This is a genomic window from Methylomonas subterranea (genome assembly GCF_024505185.1).
GTDB lineage: Bacteria > Pseudomonadota > Gammaproteobacteria > Methylococcales > Methylomonadaceae > Methylomonas > Methylomonas subterranea.
Window position 1 is genome coordinate 1 of sequence record NZ_JANIBJ010000034.1, and the last position, 15,951, is coordinate 15,951.

At 55.9% G+C, this 15,951-nt stretch carries 19 protein-coding genes; 15 read left to right on the forward strand and 4 right to left on the reverse strand.

What is annotated here, in order from left to right; translation table 11 throughout:
* Window positions 1-121 precede the first annotated feature (121 nt).
* Window positions 122-340 carry a hypothetical protein gene (locus NP590_RS16060; RefSeq protein WP_256603640.1) on the forward strand — a complete coding sequence of 73 codons (219 nt, stop codon included), beginning with the start codon at window positions 122-124 and terminating at the stop codon, window positions 338-340.
* A gap of 1,324 nt (window positions 341-1,664) precedes the next feature.
* Here the strand turns inward: NP590_RS16060 and NP590_RS16065 are convergent.
* The 3 genes from NP590_RS16065 to NP590_RS16075 form a co-directional block, all read right to left on the reverse strand.
* Window positions 1,665-2,117 carry a hypothetical protein gene (locus tag NP590_RS16065; protein ID WP_256603641.1) on the reverse strand — a complete coding sequence of 151 codons (453 nt, stop codon included), beginning with the start codon at window positions 2,115-2,117 and terminating at the stop codon, window positions 1,665-1,667.
* A 400-nt stretch (window positions 2,118-2,517) separates the two neighbouring features.
* Window positions 2,518-3,591: an alkene reductase gene (locus tag NP590_RS16070; protein WP_256603642.1), complete on the reverse strand. Its 1,074-nt coding sequence runs from the start codon at window positions 3,589-3,591 to the stop codon at window positions 2,518-2,520.
* A 41-nt stretch (window positions 3,592-3,632) separates the two neighbouring features.
* On the reverse strand, window positions 3,633-4,511 hold the full coding sequence (locus tag NP590_RS16075) for a pirin family protein (RefSeq protein ID WP_256603643.1): 879 nt from the start codon (window positions 4,509-4,511) through the stop codon (window positions 3,633-3,635).
* 105 nt (window positions 4,512-4,616) lie between these two features.
* Between NP590_RS16075 and NP590_RS16080 the strand changes: the two genes are divergently transcribed.
* On the forward strand, window positions 4,617-5,522 hold the full coding sequence (locus tag NP590_RS16080) for a LysR family transcriptional regulator (protein WP_256603644.1): 906 nt from the start codon (window positions 4,617-4,619) through the stop codon (window positions 5,520-5,522).
* Between the two features lie 255 nt (window positions 5,523-5,777).
* On the opposite strand, the gene NP590_RS16085 is transcribed toward NP590_RS16080, so the two are convergent.
* Window positions 5,778-7,412 (reverse strand): methyl-accepting chemotaxis protein, encoded by a 1,635-nt coding sequence (locus NP590_RS16085; RefSeq protein WP_256603645.1) that lies wholly within the window; start codon window positions 7,410-7,412, stop codon window positions 5,778-5,780.
* A 223-nt stretch (window positions 7,413-7,635) separates the two neighbouring features.
* On the opposite strand from NP590_RS16085, the gene NP590_RS16090 reads away from it, so the two are divergent.
* The 13 genes from NP590_RS16090 (at window position 7,636) to rplI (ending at window position 15,950) form a co-directional block, all read left to right on the forward strand.
* Window positions 7,636-8,172 (forward strand): alpha/beta hydrolase, encoded by a 537-nt coding sequence (locus tag NP590_RS16090; RefSeq protein WP_256603646.1) that lies wholly within the window; start codon window positions 7,636-7,638, stop codon window positions 8,170-8,172.
* Entirely contained in the window at window positions 8,159-8,332 is a 174-nt protein-coding gene (locus NP590_RS16095) for a rubredoxin (RefSeq protein WP_256603647.1), read from the forward strand. The genes NP590_RS16090 and NP590_RS16095 overlap by 14 nt, the downstream gene beginning before the upstream one ends.
* A 143-nt stretch (window positions 8,333-8,475) precedes the next feature.
* A complete protein-coding gene (locus tag NP590_RS16100; protein WP_256603648.1) occupies window positions 8,476-8,685 on the forward strand; it encodes a hypothetical protein in 210 nt (69 codons plus the stop codon).
* 86 nt (window positions 8,686-8,771) lie between these two features.
* Entirely contained in the window at window positions 8,772-9,932 is a 1,161-nt protein-coding gene (locus NP590_RS16105; RefSeq protein ID WP_256603649.1) for a D-alanyl-D-alanine carboxypeptidase family protein, read from the forward strand.
* Window positions 9,932-10,771, forward strand: a complete 840-nt coding sequence (locus tag NP590_RS16110; RefSeq protein WP_256603650.1) for an aminotransferase class IV — start codon at window positions 9,932-9,934, stop codon at window positions 10,769-10,771. Before NP590_RS16105 ends, NP590_RS16110 begins: the two co-directional genes overlap by 1 nt.
* Window positions 10,768-11,034 (forward strand): YbeD family protein, encoded by a 267-nt coding sequence (locus NP590_RS16115; RefSeq protein WP_256603651.1) that lies wholly within the window; start codon window positions 10,768-10,770, stop codon window positions 11,032-11,034. The genes NP590_RS16110 and NP590_RS16115 overlap by 4 nt, the downstream gene beginning before the upstream one ends.
* A 7-nt stretch (window positions 11,035-11,041) precedes the next feature.
* Window positions 11,042-11,656 carry a lipoyl(octanoyl) transferase LipB gene (lipB, locus tag NP590_RS16120; RefSeq protein WP_256603652.1) on the forward strand — a complete coding sequence of 205 codons (615 nt, stop codon included), beginning with the start codon at window positions 11,042-11,044 and terminating at the stop codon, window positions 11,654-11,656.
* Window positions 11,653-12,627, forward strand: a complete 975-nt coding sequence (gene lipA / locus NP590_RS16125) for a lipoyl synthase (RefSeq protein WP_256603653.1) — start codon at window positions 11,653-11,655, stop codon at window positions 12,625-12,627. The genes lipB and lipA overlap by 4 nt, the downstream gene beginning before the upstream one ends.
* A 57-nt stretch (window positions 12,628-12,684) precedes the next feature.
* On the forward strand, window positions 12,685-13,686 hold the full coding sequence (locus NP590_RS16130; protein ID WP_256603654.1) for a M14 family metallopeptidase: 1,002 nt from the start codon (window positions 12,685-12,687) through the stop codon (window positions 13,684-13,686).
* 156 nt (window positions 13,687-13,842) lie between these two features.
* Entirely contained in the window at window positions 13,843-14,268 is a 426-nt protein-coding gene (gene rpsF, locus NP590_RS16135) for a 30S ribosomal protein S6 (protein WP_256603655.1), read from the forward strand.
* Between the two features lie 23 nt (window positions 14,269-14,291).
* A complete protein-coding gene (gene rpsR / locus NP590_RS16140) occupies window positions 14,292-14,522 on the forward strand; it encodes a 30S ribosomal protein S18 (RefSeq protein ID WP_013818223.1) in 231 nt (76 codons plus the stop codon).
* 24 nt (window positions 14,523-14,546) lie between these two features.
* Window positions 14,547-15,458 carry a hypothetical protein gene (locus NP590_RS16145; protein WP_256603656.1) on the forward strand — a complete coding sequence of 304 codons (912 nt, stop codon included), beginning with the start codon at window positions 14,547-14,549 and terminating at the stop codon, window positions 15,456-15,458.
* Between the two features lie 45 nt (window positions 15,459-15,503).
* Complete coding sequence (rplI, locus tag NP590_RS16150; RefSeq protein ID WP_256603657.1) at window positions 15,504-15,950, forward strand: 50S ribosomal protein L9; 447 nt, start codon at window positions 15,504-15,506, stop codon at window positions 15,948-15,950.
* Window position 15,951: the final 1 nt, after the last annotated feature.

The window sequence follows — 15,951 nt, forward strand, 5'->3', positions numbered from 1 at the left end:
TTATACCAATTTTCAAAGTCTCCAAAATGCTCTTCAGGAGATCTTTCGAAACTACGGTGCAGAATCAAAATACCAGGTTAATTTTGCGTGAGTACTTATATATGATCAGGAAATTAGATTTTTGGGTAAATTAACTTATCATGGCTCATATTTTGTTCTGGATTTGATTGGCAATAATAGTCTTTTTGGCGAAGTTAAAGTTAAAGCAATTATAGATCGGGAGTGTCCGAAAGATGGAGATGGTATCGAGCACTATGAAGGTAAGTTTGAGAATTTTTTTGCAAATACAGGTGATAAAAATTCTGGGTTAATAAATGCTTTTCGTTATCCAACCCACTAATATGCGCAGCCGGGTAGGGTGGGCACGGTTTATGTGCCCACGCGGAATCAAATGCTTGCATGAATATTGTTTCGCTATCGCGAAGCCTGATTTAACACCGGTTCGCGGACCGGCAACCGCGATACTTTCTTTTGCGTGGCCAAAAGAAAGTATCCAAAGAAAAGGCCAGCCCGATGCTGCTTTGATCCTGCGCGCCGGAGGGTTTGAGCGGGGTTTTCGGAAGGGCTGTCCTAGCCCTCCGAAAACGCGCGGCATCCTTGCCGCGCCCCTGTCGGGCTGATCCGTTCAAACCCTCCGGTGCTCGGCGCGGCATCAGGGGCGAAAAAACCCTCGGTAGTGGCGTAGGGCGGGCACGGTTTTTGTGCCCACGCGGAATTAAAAGCTTGCATGAAACTTGTTTCGCTCTCGCGAAGGCCGATTTAATGCCGGTTCGCGGACCGGCAACCGCGATACTTTCGCTACGAAAACCATCCGTGGTTTTCGCCCTGCGGGCCAGCCTATCGGCTGTTTAAATTCGCTCCCGGCGAATTTGTGTTTGGCCAAAAGAAAGTATCCAAAGACAAATCCGCCGGGAGCGGATTTGGACGCCAACGGCGCACGAAGTGCGAGCGCCCGGATGGCGCGAGTCAGCAGGCCACCCCATGCCGCGTTTATCCTGCGCGCCGAAGGCTTTGAACGGGGTTTTTCGAAGGGGCTTCCCAGCCCCCACGAAAAACGCGATGCATCCCTGCATCGCCCCGGCGGGCTGATCCGTTCAAACCCTCCGGTGCTCGGCGCGGCATCAGGGGAATAAAACCACTCGTGGCGCGAAGAATCGAACGAAATTAAGGGTCGTAGGATGTGCTGAACGGATGTGAAGCGCATCGTTCGCGATTTTCGAAGTTGTGCAAATCCAATAATTCGCTACCGCGAAGCCTAATTTAATGCCGGTTCGCGGACCGGCAATCGCGATACTTTTTCATCGCTCCCACGTTTCAACGTGAGAACGTCTGCCCAAGATACTCTGCGTCACATTGAAACAGTGATTCATTATCACAAGACATTTGGACGGTGCGAGTCACTACCTTAAACGGTGCACCTTGCTATTTCGGCTTCTGTAACTAGTTTGCGAAGAACAAAATCAGCAGCGTAGGGTATGTATCGCATACCATTTTCAAGGCTACCGATGAATCAAACGCCAGAAAAGGTACGCGGTGGGTAACCTACACGGCTTGTTTGAATTGTGGTGAGAGCAAATGCGGGTGATGTAGGGCGGTTTCGCGGTAGCAAACCGCCATTGTGCCTATTCTTGGCAAACCAATCGCAGTCCGCTTGCGCGATAGGCTTATCTGACTTTATCGCTGCGGATATTGTGCTGGCTTTCAAGGGATTCGGTCAGGTTATAGCCTTGGTCGTTGAACAGGTCGCCGACGAAAAACAGCCGCATGTCGATAATCCAGGCAATGCGTTTTTGCCGGTTGTTTTCTATGATGACGGTGGCAACTTTCTGATTGTTATCGACTATTTGACTCACAATCGTTTTCGGGTTGTTAGGGTCTTCCTTCAAGGCGCCGGAAATGATTCGTTGCGCGGTATCCATGGTCAGCACCGTGCGGGTGACGGGTATCGCCGCTATTTTGTCGTTTATCAGTGATTGCGCTTTAAACTGGCCAATGTCATAGGAGAGCTTGGAAATCAGGCTGATCAATATGGCCAAACCCCAAACGGACAGGCCGATTTTCAAGCGTCTTCTGACGCGGGGATGGGAAAGTCTTTTGACAAAAACGCTAAATTTCATTCTGTTGCGGTTCTATTGAGTAGGCGGCAAGGATAGCGAGTGGTTTCAATGTCGGTCTTTTCATTGAAGCGGGAGGTGTCGGCAGAATCTCCCCGCATATCGACAGGCAAACGGTTTTACGGGTGGATAAGGTGAAGACGATACCTGGTGTTTTTGCGTTGCCATTGACAGTGGCGTTCGGAAATCGGCTGTTTACCAGCGAGCGCCCGGTTTCGGTCTCCATTTCAACGGGCCGCAAGTAACCGGTGTTAACAGTTTGTATCTTTATGGCGCATTCTACCAAAACGCGCCTTTCAAGATAAGACTGAATCTGATGAGCGGGCAGGATGAAAATCGCGCCCGAAAAGGGCGCGTGGATAAGGTGGCGGGTATTGCCGGCGAATGTGCCCGAGCGGCGGCCTTATTCGCTCATATGACATGGGTAATCGGTGTAGCCTTGCGCGCCGCCGCCGTAAAAGGTGGCCGGGTTGGGGGCGTTTAGCGGAGCGCCGAGTTTGATGCGCCGCGGCAGGTCCGGATTGGCCAGAAAGCCCGCGCCGAAGGCGACTGCGTCCAATTGGCTGCCCGCAATGGCCGTTTCGGCTTCTTCGGCGCTGTAACCCATGTTGCCTATTAGGGTTCCGGCGAAATGTTCGCGGATCGGCGTCATGATGTCGCCGCTTTGTTCGGACAGAAAGTCGCCGCGCATCACGTGCAAATAGGCCAAGCCGAAGGGATTCAACTGTTTTGCCAGCCAGACCGAGAGACCTATGGGGTCGCTGTCCCGCATGCTGTTATAACTGTTCAGCGGCGAGATTCTCAGGCCGACACGTTGCTTGCCGATGGCGGCGCAAACCGCTTCGATGACTTCCAGCAGCAATCTGGCCCGCTTGTGCAGCGAACCGCCGTAATTGTCCCGGCGCTGATTGCCGCCATCGCGTAAAAATTGATCCAGTAAATAACCGTTGGCGGCGTGAATTTCCACGCCGTCGAAGCCGGCCTCGATGGCGTTCAGGGCAGCCTGGGTAAAGCCGTCCACTATGGCCGGAAGTTCATGTTCCGCCAACGGGCGCGGCACGGTATAAGGTTTTTTGCCGGCCGGCGTGTGTACCTCGTCGTTGGTAATGGCTAGCGCACTGGGCGCTACCGGTTGCGCGCCGGCGTTCAACAGCGGATGACAAGCACGGCCGCCGTGCCAGATTTGCAGAAAGATTCTACCGCCGGCGGCGTGCACGGCGTCGGTGACGAGGCGCCAGCCGGCTATTTGCGCGGCCGAATAGATGCCCGGTTCGGTGCCGAAGGCGGAATGCCCGGCCATCGCCATGGTGGCCTCGGCAATCAGCAGGCCGGCGCCGGCGCGTTGGGCGTAGTATTCAGCCATCAAGGCGGTGGGTACGTGTTCGGCGTCCGCCCGGCAACGGGTCAAGGGCGCCATTAAAATACGGTTGGGCAGTGTCAATTCGCCCAATTGCAAGGGCTGAAATAAGTTGTTCATGGTCGGTTTGCTCCCGTGGGCTCGGTTAAGGTTTTTTTCGGTCAGGCCGACGTCAGCCGGCCGGTTCTATAGTCATCGATGGCTTGTTGAATTTGTGCCGGGGTGTTCATGACGAACGGTCCGTGCTGCGCGATGGGCTGCCTTAGCGGCGCTCCGGACACCAGCAGGACGCGGCTGTCTTGCGGCGCCCGCATGCGGACGCCGTCGGCGGCGGGGTCGTCGGCTAAAATTGCCAGCCGGCCCCTGGCGACCGCTTGGTCGCCCACCGTCACTTCGCCCCGGTAGACCACGAAGAATGCCGTATGCGTCGCCGGCAAAGCTTGGCTGAAACCGCTGCCGGCCGGCAGGCTGATATCCAGGATCGTCGGCTCGGTGACGGGACGTTGTATCGCGCCGGCCAGTCCGTGGCTGTCGCCGGCGATGACTCGCACCGTCACGCCGTCAGCCGTCGCCAGTTCCGGCAACTGTTGCCGATCGACATCGCGGTAGGCGGGGGGCTGCATTTTGGCGTCCGCCGGCAAGTTGATCCACAGTTGAAAGCCTTCCAACAGACCGTCTTGCTGTTCCGGCATCTCGGAATGAATGATGCCGCGGCCGGCCGTCATCCACTGCATGCCGCCTTCTTGCAGCAGGCCTTGGTGGCCGGCGTTATCGCTGTGGCGCATGCGGCCGGCTATCAGGTAAGTCATGGTCTCGAAACCCCGGTGCGGATGGTCCGGAAATCCGCCGATGTAGTCGCGAGGCGAGTCGCTGCCGAAAGCGTCCAGCATTAAAAATGGGTCCAGTCTTTTTTGCAGTGCTTGGCCGAACAATCGGGTCAATTTAACGCCGGCGCCGTCGGCGGTTGTCTGACCGGTCAGCTGTTGTTCGATAATGCGGCTGTTCAGCACGCTGTCGGTGATGGTTTGGGAGTTGTTCATGGCGGTGTCCCCGGCTTGGTTGAAATGCGCTTACACTATATTCCGCTATAAAATAGAACGGTAGTCCGTAAAATGGATAACACTGTTCCGCTGAAGGAACAAACGATGCATATAGAACCCAACGATTTATGGCTGTTTGCCAAAATTGCCGACATCGGTAGCTTTTCCAAGGCCGGCGAGGCTATCGGTCTGCCCAAGTCCACGCTGTCGCGCCGGATTAGCGGTTTGGAAAAACAATTGGGCGAACGGTTGTTCCAGCGCACGACGCGACAGTTGAATCTGACCGAATTCGGTTTGAAATTGCTGCAACACGGCCGGCAAATCGGCGAAGACACCGACGCCGCAATCGCGCTGGCTCAGCATAGGCAATTGCAGCCAAGTGGGGTGCTGCGGGTGTCCATGCCGAACGACTTTGCCAATCTGGTGTTGCTGCCCTTGTTGGCCGGGTTCATTTCAAGCCATCCGGCCATTAGCCTGGAGCTCGATTTGTCGGCCCGGCGGGTGGATTTATTGGCCGAGCAATACGATCTGGCGATTCGGATGGGCGATTTGCCCGACGATACCGCCCTGGCGGCCAAGCCCGTTTACCGTTACAGATGGGGGCTGTACGCGTCCGCCGAATATCTGGCCCTGCATGGCGCGCCGCAACAGCCCGACGATTTGCGCCGGCACGGCATTTTGCAATTGTCGGCCATGCTGCGCGAGCCGCGGCCGTTTCGCTTGACCCGGAGCGACGAAATCTGGTCGGGCGCCTTGCCGGCCAAGGTGGCTGCCAATTCGCCGGAACTGCTGGTAAAGCTGGCCTTGCAACATTTGGGCATTGCCGCTTCGCCCACCGTGTACGCCGCTGTTTACGTCAAGTCCGGCCGATTGGTTAGAGTGTTGCCGGAATGGGAGTTTCCCGCCGTCACCGCCTGGGCGGTGTTTCCCGCCGGACGCTTGATGCCCGGCAAAACCCGGGTCTTGCTGGATTTTTTGGATGCCGGTTTGCGCGAACTGGGTCCGGGGTAAGGATTCCGTTCCATTGATACCCTTACCTTCTTCCGCGAGGTGAGTGGGGGTTTACGATAGCCTTCGGAGGAGGGTGTCGTAAAAATCGAAACAGTTCCTTCTCCCACCGGGAGAAGGTTAGGATGAGGGTATATAAAACAGTAGTTTACTGGTTTTCACCCCCTCTCCCTAACCGCGAGGAGAGGGAGCTTTTGCGACACCCTGCGGAGTGGGAGCAAAAGTACGGCAGTTATTTCGGGCGGGTTCTCAGGCGGTTTAAAGCTTGAATTTGCCGGCCGTGGCCCGCATGTGACCGGCTAGTTTTTCCAGGTGCTTGGCCTCGTCGGCGGTTTGCTCGGCGGCGGTATTGCTGGCTTTGGCCATTTTTGCAACCTGTTCGATATTGTCGGCAATATCGTTGCTGGCGCTATTTTGGTCTAGCAAGGCGGCGGATATGTTGTTGACCACTTCAACCACCTTGGACGATTCTTGTTTTATTTCGTTGATGGCGTCGCCGGCCCGCCGGGCGATCACTGCGCCATCGTCGGCTTTACCGACGGCATCGGTCATGGCGCTGATGGCAAGCTGGGTGCTCTTTTGCATCGACGCTATCATTTGGGAGATTTCCTCCGTGGCGTTGGTGGTGCGCTTGGCCAGATTGCGCACTTCATCCGCCACCACCGCAAAACCGCGGCCCTGCTCGCCGGCCCTGGCTGCTTCGATGGCGGCATTCAGCGCCAGCAGGTTGGTTTGGTCGGCAACGGCCTTGATGACCTGGACGACGGATGAAATTTGCTGGGATTGTTGTCCCAGCGCTTCGATGGTGCCGGAAGTTTTTTGCACGCTGGCGGCAATTTGCAGCATCGCGGCGGCGGCGTTATGAATGATGTCGCCGCCCTGGTGGGATAAGTCTCCCGATTTGCAGGAAATGTCCAGCGCCACTTGGGCGTTATCGCTTAACTGGCTGACGTTGGCATTGACTTGATCTATCGTGGTGGCTATCGAAGTGGCGGCACCGCTTTGCTGGCGGGAACCGACCACCGTTTGCGCGGAAGTGGCCGCCAGCAATTGCGCGGCCTGGGCAAGTTCGTCGGCATCTTCCAAAAGTTCTTTCAGCATCTGTTGCAAACTGCCGATCAAGCCGTTGAAGGTTGCGGCGGTTTCGGCTATTTCGTCGCGGCCGCCGGTATCGAGCCTGAGGGTAAAATCGCGGTCGTTCTTGATTTGCAGCATCATTTTTTGCATTTCCGCCAAGGGGCGGGTGACGGAGCGCGAGATCGTCAAGGCTACGGCTATCGTCACGGCCAAGGTCAAGGCCAATACCGTCCACAGTAGGGTGGTGGCGGCGCCGATTTGCCGGTTGGCGGCGGCTTCGTCCTCGGTCACCCGCAGGTTGGCGATTTGCACCACCCGGTCTATGCCGGCGCGATGGCTTTCGTAAGCTGCTTCCATTTTGGCGAGGGCGGAAGTGGCGGTCTCGCTATCGCCGTTATGCAGAGCGGGTATGAATTCGCCGAAGGCTATGTCGTAAAACCGCAGGGCCGGCTGATGGGCTTGGTTTAAAAATGTCTCGCGTAGTTGATCGTTCAGATTGGAACGGGTCCAAAAGTCATGGCGGGCGTTATACTCCGCTCGCAGCTTATGCAGGCGTTGGACTAGATCGGTCCTATCGTGTTTACCGCCGGCAAGCTGCAAGCCGACCAGATAGGATTCGATGATGTACTCGGGCGGCGGCAGAATGTCGGCGACCAGATCCTTGCCCTGCACGATCTGTCGATAGGTGGGACCGGTGATTTTAAGCTCGTTCAGGGTTTTGAAGGACCAGAGTCCGTATACGGCAAATCCCGTCACGACGCAGGCGATCAACAAGGCGAAACGATAAACCAGGCTGAGTGAGTTCAAAAAATTCATCACATTGTCCGCGATTAAAATTATTATCGATAGAGCTTGCGGCCCGGCCGCCAGCACTTGCATGGGGGCGCCGGCAGCAAGCGGCCGCGCGGGGTTCTTTGCCCGAAATCTAGTAAGCAGGTTAGGTATTATAGGATGTCTTTAAAAAAACATCCGGCCGCCGCTTGAACGCGATGCTTTCCGCCCGGTGCGGCTACGCAAGCAAATATTAGGAGTATGGTTTATGCAAAAACTGGTTATTTACAATCACGGCAAGGACAGCATTCCCTGGGGCGAAAAGCCCTTGGCCTTGGCCGAGGTGGCCCGTCGGCGCGGCTACCTGTTTCTAAGCCCGGATTACCGAGATAGCAACGATCCGGACGCGCGGGTCGCCAAGCTGTTGAGCCTGCAAATTTCCGCGTATGAGACCTTGGTGTTGGCCGGTTCCAGCATGGGGGCTTACGTGGCTACCGTGGCGGCGGAGCGCCTCGGGCCGGCCGGTTTGTTTCTCATCGCCCCGGCCTTTTATTTGCCGGGTTATGCCCTTAGCGATTTCCGGCCCGGCAGCGCCGAAATCGAAGTGTTTCACGGTTGGGCAGACGAGGTGGTGCCGCCGGAAAATGCCTGGCGGTTTTGCCGGGCCCAGCGGGCAACTCTGCATATGCTGGATGGCGATCATCGTCTGTTGAGCGGCTTGCCGCAAATGACCGCCGCGTTCGAGGCATTTTTAAGCCGCTGCGACCAGCGCGACAGCCAGGGGGATGCGGATGAGCGATTATAAGAAGTACCATTGCCTGGAATGCGAGCATATTTATGACGAGGCCAAGGGCGACCCCGACAGCGGCATAGCGCCTGGAACCCGTTGGGAGGACATTCCCGAGGACTGGTCCTGTCCGATTTGCGGGGCGCCGAAAAGTTTTTTCCAGCCTTTGCATTATTGAGTTGGAGCCGGTGGGGCGGCCGCGTCACGGCAATGTCGCGTCGCCGAATGATGGATGCATAAGGTATTGTATTGAAATATATTTATTGGTTTTGCATGCTGTTTGCTGCGGTTTTGCCGAAAGCCCCAGGCAGGAGAAACGTCATGAAAACCTACTACCAACAACATACCGAAGTTGCCCACGCGGCATTCCTGGACGCATTGAGCGGCGAATTCATCGCCCGTACCGGCTGCGGCGCCTATGTCTATCTGAATCCGTTCGATATTCACCAGATGTTTAAGGATTATCTGAAACACGGCACGCCGATTCGCGATTACGTTAAACATTACGTTAAAAGCTTTTTGTCGGCCTGAGGAATGCCGGTTTTCCAGCGGTTTTTCTAAGCGGGGCTTGACGGTGATACAATGGCGGCTCCCAGAATGACTTACCAATTGCCATCATGATGTTATCTTTCCGTTCAGCGGCGGGCCTGTTTGTTGGGCTATCGCTATTGCTGACCGCGCAGGCCTTGCGGGCCGCCGGTCCGATTTTTACCCCTGCGGCGCCCAGCGTGGCCGCCAAAAGTTTCTACCTGATGGACTTCGATAGCGGCCGCGTTTTGGCGGAGAAGGATGCGGATAAGCGTGTCTCTCCGGCTAGTTTGACCAAAATCATGACGGTGTATGTGGTGTTTCGCGAATTGAAATCCGGGCACCTGACCCTGGACGAGAAGGTCACCGTCAGTCAAAACGCCTGGGAAACCGGCGGCTCCAAAATGTTTATCGAGGTCAATAAACAGGTATCCGTGCAGGATTTGCTGCAAGGCGACATCATACAATCGGGCAATGACGCCAGCGTGGCGCTGGCCGAGCACGTGGCCGGCAGCGAACAGACTTTCGCCACCATGATGAACGAACAGGCCACCCGCCTAGGCATGGTGAACAGCCATTTCGAAAACAGCACGGGTTTGCCCATTTCCAATCACTACAGCAGTGCGCATGACTTGGCCTTGTTGGCGCAAGCCCTGATTAAGGAATTTCCGGATTATTACCGTTGGTTTTCGCAAAAAGAGTTCACTTTCAACAATATCACCCAGAAAAACCGCAATCAGTTGCTGTGGCGGGACGAGACCGTCGACGGCATTAAAACCGGTTTTACCGACGATGCCGGTTATTGCATGGTGGCTTCCGCCAAGCGCGACGACATGCGGTTGATTTCGGTGGTGATGGGTGCGGCCAGTCCCAATGCGCGCGCCAATGAAAGCCAGTCCTTGTTGAACTACGGTTTTCGTTTTTTCGAAACCCACAGGCTTTACGAAGCCGGCACGGCGCTGACCGAAGCCAGGGTCAGAAAGGGCGAAACCTCCAAACTGTCCGTCGGGGTGGCCGAGGATGTCTACGTCACCGCGCCGCGCAAGCATTTCAATGAGTTGAAAGCCGAATCCCAGGTGGATAAAACCATCATAGCGCCGGTCAACAAGGGCGATACGGTGGGCAGTCTGAACGTGGCGCTGGCCGGCGAGACCATACTCAGCCGGCCGTTGGTGGCGATGGACAGCGTGCCGGAAGGCGGTTTTTTCCGCCGCCTGTATGACGCCGTCGTGGTTATGTTGGAGAAGTGATGTCGGATACGGTTTATTTGAACGGCGACTACCTGCCGTTGGCGGATGCCAGGATTTCGGTAATGGATCGCGGCTTTTTGTTCGGCGACGGGGTTTACGAGGTGATTCCGGTCTATAACGGCCGCCTGTTTCGCTTTGAGGATCATATCCGGCGCTTGAACAACAGTCTGCGGGCGATTCGGCTGGAGCTGGAAAAAAGTCCGGACCAGTGGCGCGGGATATTCCAGCCCATGCTGGACGGCGACAAGGACCAGTACATTTATCTGCAGATTACCCGCGGTTGCGCGCCCAGGCGCGATCACGGCTTTCCCGAGCACGTGGTGCCTACCGTGTTCGCGATGTGTAACGACATCAAGCCCTTCGCCGGCCGGCTGACCGGGATCAAGGCCGTCACGCTGGACGACACCCGTTGGCAAATGTGCCATGTCAAGGCCACCGCGTTGTTGGCGCATTTGCTGTTGCGCCAGGAGGCACTGGATCGGGATTGCGCGGAAGCGATACTGGTCAGACACGGTTATGTCACCGAAGGGGCGGCCAGCAATTTGTTCGCGGTAATTGATGACGAATTGATCACGCCGCCCAACAGCCACGAGATCTTGCCGGGTATTACCCGCGATGTCATTCTGGAGTTGGCCCAAGCAAACGGGATTGCCTGTCGCGAAGACATTATCGCGCTGGAAGCGTTGCAAAATGCCAGCGAAGTCTGGGTAACCAGTTCAACGCGGGAAATCGTGCCGGTGGTGGAACTGGACGGTCAAACCGTTGGCGCCGGCACTCCCGGGCCGCTGTTTCACAGGATGGATCAACTGTTGCAAGCTTACAAACAATCCCAGGCATGAGCGAATCGCAAACTCTTTTGGAATTTCCCTGTCAGTTTGCCATCAAGGCCATGGGTAAAACCCGCGACGATTTCGATGCCATCGTGGTGGAAATCGTGCGCCGGTATGTCGGCGACATCCGCGAAGGCGCGGTCAGCAGTCGGCCCAGCAAGGCCGGTAACTATACCTCGGTGACGGTGATGATAGAGGCGACCAGCCGGGAACAGCTGGATGCCATCTATCAAAGTCTGTTCGACCACCCTGATGTGCTGATGACTCTGTAGCGCGACGATGAGGCGGCAAACCGTTCTCAGACAGTTGGGCTTGCGGGATTATGGCCGCGTTTGGCAAGACATGCGGGAATTCACCGCCGGTCGCAACGCGCAAACCGCTGATGAAATCTGGATTACCGAGCATCCGCCGGTATTTACCTTGGGTCTGAACGGCAAGCCTGAACACGTGCTGCGCCAGGGCGATATCCCGTTGATTCAGACCGACAGGGGCGGGCAGGTGACCTATCACGGGCCTGGGCAGCTGGTAGTGTATCTGTTGATGGATTTGCGCCGCTTGGCTTTCGGTCCTCGCCAAGCCGTCAGCTTGCTGGAAAATGCCATGTTGACCGCGCTCGGACAATACGGTGTGCGAGCCGCGGCCAGGGCGGACGCCCCTGGTGTGTATGTAGAGGACAGGAAAATAGGCGCCCTTGGGCTGAGAATCAGCCGGGGTTGCAGTTATCACGGTTTGAGTTTGAATAACGCCATGGATTTGACGCCGTTCAGTGCCATCAATCCCTGCGGTTATGCCGGCATGCAGGTGACCCAGCTAGCCGATTTAGGCGTGCGGGTAGACATCCACGAATTGGCGGTGCCGATTGTTCATCATATTATCAAGGTCATCGAATCATGAAACCGCATAACCCGCATGCCATCAATGCGCCGTCGCGCGCCACGCCCGAGACCCATCAGCGCAATGCCGACAAATTGTCGCGCATCCCGGTCAAGGTGGAAAAGCCGGAAACCTTGTTGCGCAAGCCGGATTGGATCCGGATCCGCTTGCCGGCCGGCGAAAAGGTCAATCAGATCAAACAGACCTTGCGGGAAAATCGCCTGCATACCGTCTGCGAGGAGGCCGCCTGTCCCAATCTGGGCGAATGTTTCAGTCACGGCACCGCCACCTTCATGATCATGGGCGATTTGTGCACCCGCCGTTGTCCGTTCTGCGACGTGGCTCACGGCAAACCCGCCGCGTTGGATGCGGATGAGCCGGAAAATCTGGCGGCAACCGTCGCGGCGATGGCGTTGAAATATGTGGTGGTCACATCGGTGAATCGCGACGATCTGCGCGATGGCGGAGCCGGACATTTTGCGGCCTGCATAGGCGCGATCCGACGTCTATCGCCCGACACCACTATCGAAATTCTGACCCCGGATTTTCGCGGGCGCATGGATGCGGCCTTGCAAATCTTGCAACAACAAGCATGCGACGTGTTTAACCATAATCTGGAAACCGTGCCGCGCCTGTATCCGGAAGCCCGGCCCGGCGCGGACTATCTGACTTCCTTGCGCTTATTGCAGCGGCATAAACAATTGTTGCCGGCGGTGCCGACCAAATCCGGCCTGATGCTGGGCATAGGCGAAACCGAAGCCGAGGTTGTGCAAGTCATGCGGGATTTGCTGGCTCACGGCTGCGGCATGCTGACCTTGGGTCAGTATCTGCAGCCCAGTAAGGAGCATCTGGCTGTGCGGGAATACATTCATCCCGATCAGTTCAAGCGCTATGCCGGGATTGCCCGCGAACTGGGATTTCAACAGGTGGCCAGCGCGCCGCTGGTGCGTTCGTCCTATCATGCCGATTTACAAGCGGCCGGCGTCTTTTAAACCTTAAACCGCTCGGGCGCGGGTCGAGATTGGTACTCTTAAACAAGCGATACTCACGTGCTTAAACAGTTTGAAACTTTGCCCGCCGGTCTGCTGGATATTACCGTCGACCAGCTTCATAGCTTGATTCCGGAGCCGGCCCTGTTTCATTTGCCGGGCAAGCGCCAGGACAGCTTGTTTGTATCCGTGCTGTTGCACGGTAACGAGCCCACCGGTTTTCTGGCGGTGCAACAGTTGCTGCGCAAATATCACGGTCAAGCGCTGCCGAGAAATTTAAGCCTGTTCTTCGGCAATACTCAAGCCGCCCGCCACGGGCTGAGACGCTTGGAGCATCAGCCCGATTACAATCGCATCTGGCCCGGTACCCCGTTGGCGGATTTGCCGGAAGCCGCCTGGGCGAGGCGGATTTGCGAGGTGATGAGTCGGCGCGAGTTGTTTGCCAGTGTCGATGTGCACAATAATACCGGGCTTAATCCGCATTACGCCTGCTTGAACAAGCTGGACGAGGCTTTTCTGCATTTGGGGGCTTTGTTTGGACGCTTGCTGGTGTATTTTACCCATCCCAAGGGCGTACAGTCTGGCGCTTTCGCTGAATTTTGTCCGGCGGTGACGCTGGAATGCGGTCGTCCGGATCAGCCGCACGGCGTTGAGCATGTGTTCCAATTTATAGACGGTTGTCTGCATTTGCAGGCGTTTCCGCTGCAGCCGGTCGCCAGACAGGATATCGATCTTTATCACACCGTCGCGCAGGTGACGGTCGACGAGCGTTTTAGGTTTAGCTTCGAGGACGGCGGGGCGGATTTATGTCTGGATCGCGAACTGGAACGTTTGAACTTCACCGAAATACAGGCGGGCACGGTATTCGGTAGGGTAAGCGGAACGCAAATGCCCGTGATTGCCCGCGACAATGAGGGCGGGATCATTACCCAGCGGTTTTTTGCCCTCAAGGACGGCCAGCTGCAAATAAGCAGACCGACCATGCCGTCGATGTTGACCTTGAACGAGCAGGTGATACGGCAGGATTGCTTGTGTTACTTGATGGAACGGCTGTCGGTTTGATGGCCGCCAGCCGGCCGAAGTCCGGCGGTGATTGAAAAATAAGTTTGCAAGAATCCTGCCTGATTTTATAATGGCCGGCTTTTGGGATGTTTCATCTCAAATCCTTGCTTCACCGTTCGCGCGAATGGGAAGCTTTTTAAACCGTAAGGAGAAATCATGCGTCATTATGAAATCGTCTTCCTGGTACACCCTGATCAAAGCGCTCAGGTGCCTGCCATGATAGAACGTTATAAAACCACCATCGAAGAGGCCGCCGGCAACATTCACCGCCTGGAAGACTGGGGCCGCAGACACCTGGCATTTCCGATCAAAAAAATTCATAAGGCACATTATGTGTTGATGAATATCGAATGCGATCAAGCCACTCTTGAAGAACTGGAAGCGGGCTTCCGTTTCAACGATGCCATCCTGCGCAGCCAAACCCTGCTGCAAAAAGAAGCCATTACCGCGCCTTCCGCCATTGCCACCAGCGGCAACGACGGTCAAAAAACCGCCGGCCGCGTGAAAGAAGTTGAGGAAGAGACCGAAGAAACGGATGCGGCTGAAGAAGCCGTCAGCGAAACCGAAGCGGCTTCCGAATAAACTTTAAACCCAAGAGAATCAATATGGCACGTAACAATATCAGACGTAAAAAAGGCTGCCGTTTCAGCGGTGAAGATGCAATCGTGATCGACTATAAAGATCTGGATTTGCTGAGCGAGTACATCACCGAAACCGGCAAAATCATTCCCAGCCGCATCACCGGTACCAGCGCGAAATACCAAAGACAGTTGACATCGGCTATCAAGCAGGCCCGTTTTCTGGCCTTGTTGCCTTTCTGCGACGCGCACAAATAATCTAAGGTAAGCCGGAGAGCGGGCGTGAGATTTTTGGCGGCCTATATCATGAAGGGACGCTTGCAAGCCATGACGGTTGCGGCTGCCTTTGCCTTGCTGTCATTAAAGTTTCCTCCGGCAAGTATCGTAAGTTCGGCTTCCGTTGCATTGGTCACATTGCGCCGCGGCGGCACGGAAGGCTTGTATGTGTTGGCGTGCGCCTGTTTGGCGGCGGCCATACTGAGCGTCTTCCTGGGTATCGGTTATCAATTTGCCCTGCTGTACGGCTTGGTGCTGTGGACGCCGGTTTGGCTGATATCCATTGTGCTGCGCGAAGGCAGAAATCTGGCCGTGGCGATAGAGATTGCCGTGTTGCTGGGCGTGGCGGCCGTGGTGGGTTTTTATGTCTATCAGGCGCAGCCGGCTCAGGTATGGGCCGGCGTGTTGTCGGTCATGATGCAACCCATGCTGGAAGCGAGGCCGGATGTACCGGTCGAACAAATCAAGCAATCGGCGCAAGCCTTTGCCCATTTCATGACCGGAGCCATTGCCGCCGGCAGTGTCTACGGTTTGTTGTTCGGGCTGTTTCTGGCCAGATGGTGGCAGGCGGCGCTCTACAATCCGGGCGGTTTCAGGGTCGAGTTTTTGGCCATGAAAAGCCATGCCAAGCTGGCCATGGCGACCCTGGTATTGCTGGCGGCGGCGGCTTTGTCGTCCGGAATGTTGGCTGAAGTCTGCTGGAACATGTTGCTGGTAATGTTCGTGCTGTATACCTTCATAGGCACCGCCGCATTGCATGCCTGTTTCGCGGAGATGAAGGGCAGCCGCTTCATGGTGCCGTTTCTGTATCTGACGCTGGTAGTCATTCCGCACATGATGGTAATCATAGCCGTGGTGGGCTTGCTTGATAACTGGTTGAACTTACGTAATAAAATTTCAAATAAAACGGCTGATTGAATTCGGCCATCATTCGACATCGGTCGATTAACGAGGTAAGTAAAGATGGAAGTCATTCTTCTTGAGAAAATAGCAAACCTGGGTAACCTGGGCGACAGAGTCACCATCAAGGCAGGTTACGGCAGAAACTTTTTGATTCCGCAAGGCAAGGCCGCCAAAGCCACCGCCGCCAAAATCAAGGAATTCGAAGAGCGCCGCGCCGAACTGGAAAAACAAGCCGCCGAGAAACTGGCCGCCGCCAATGCGCGCGGAGAAGCCATCGGCAAATTGAGCATTACCATCGCCCACAAAACCGGCGACGAAGGCCGTCTATTCGGTTCCGTCGGCACCCAGACCATCGCCGAGGCCATTACCGCCGCCGGCGTCAAGGTCGAGAAAAGCGAAGTGCGCATGCCTAACGGCGTGATTCGCCAAGTCGGTAGCTACGACATCGATATAAACCTGCATACCGATGTAGTGGTTAGTCTGCCGATCAAAATCGTCTCGGAATAAT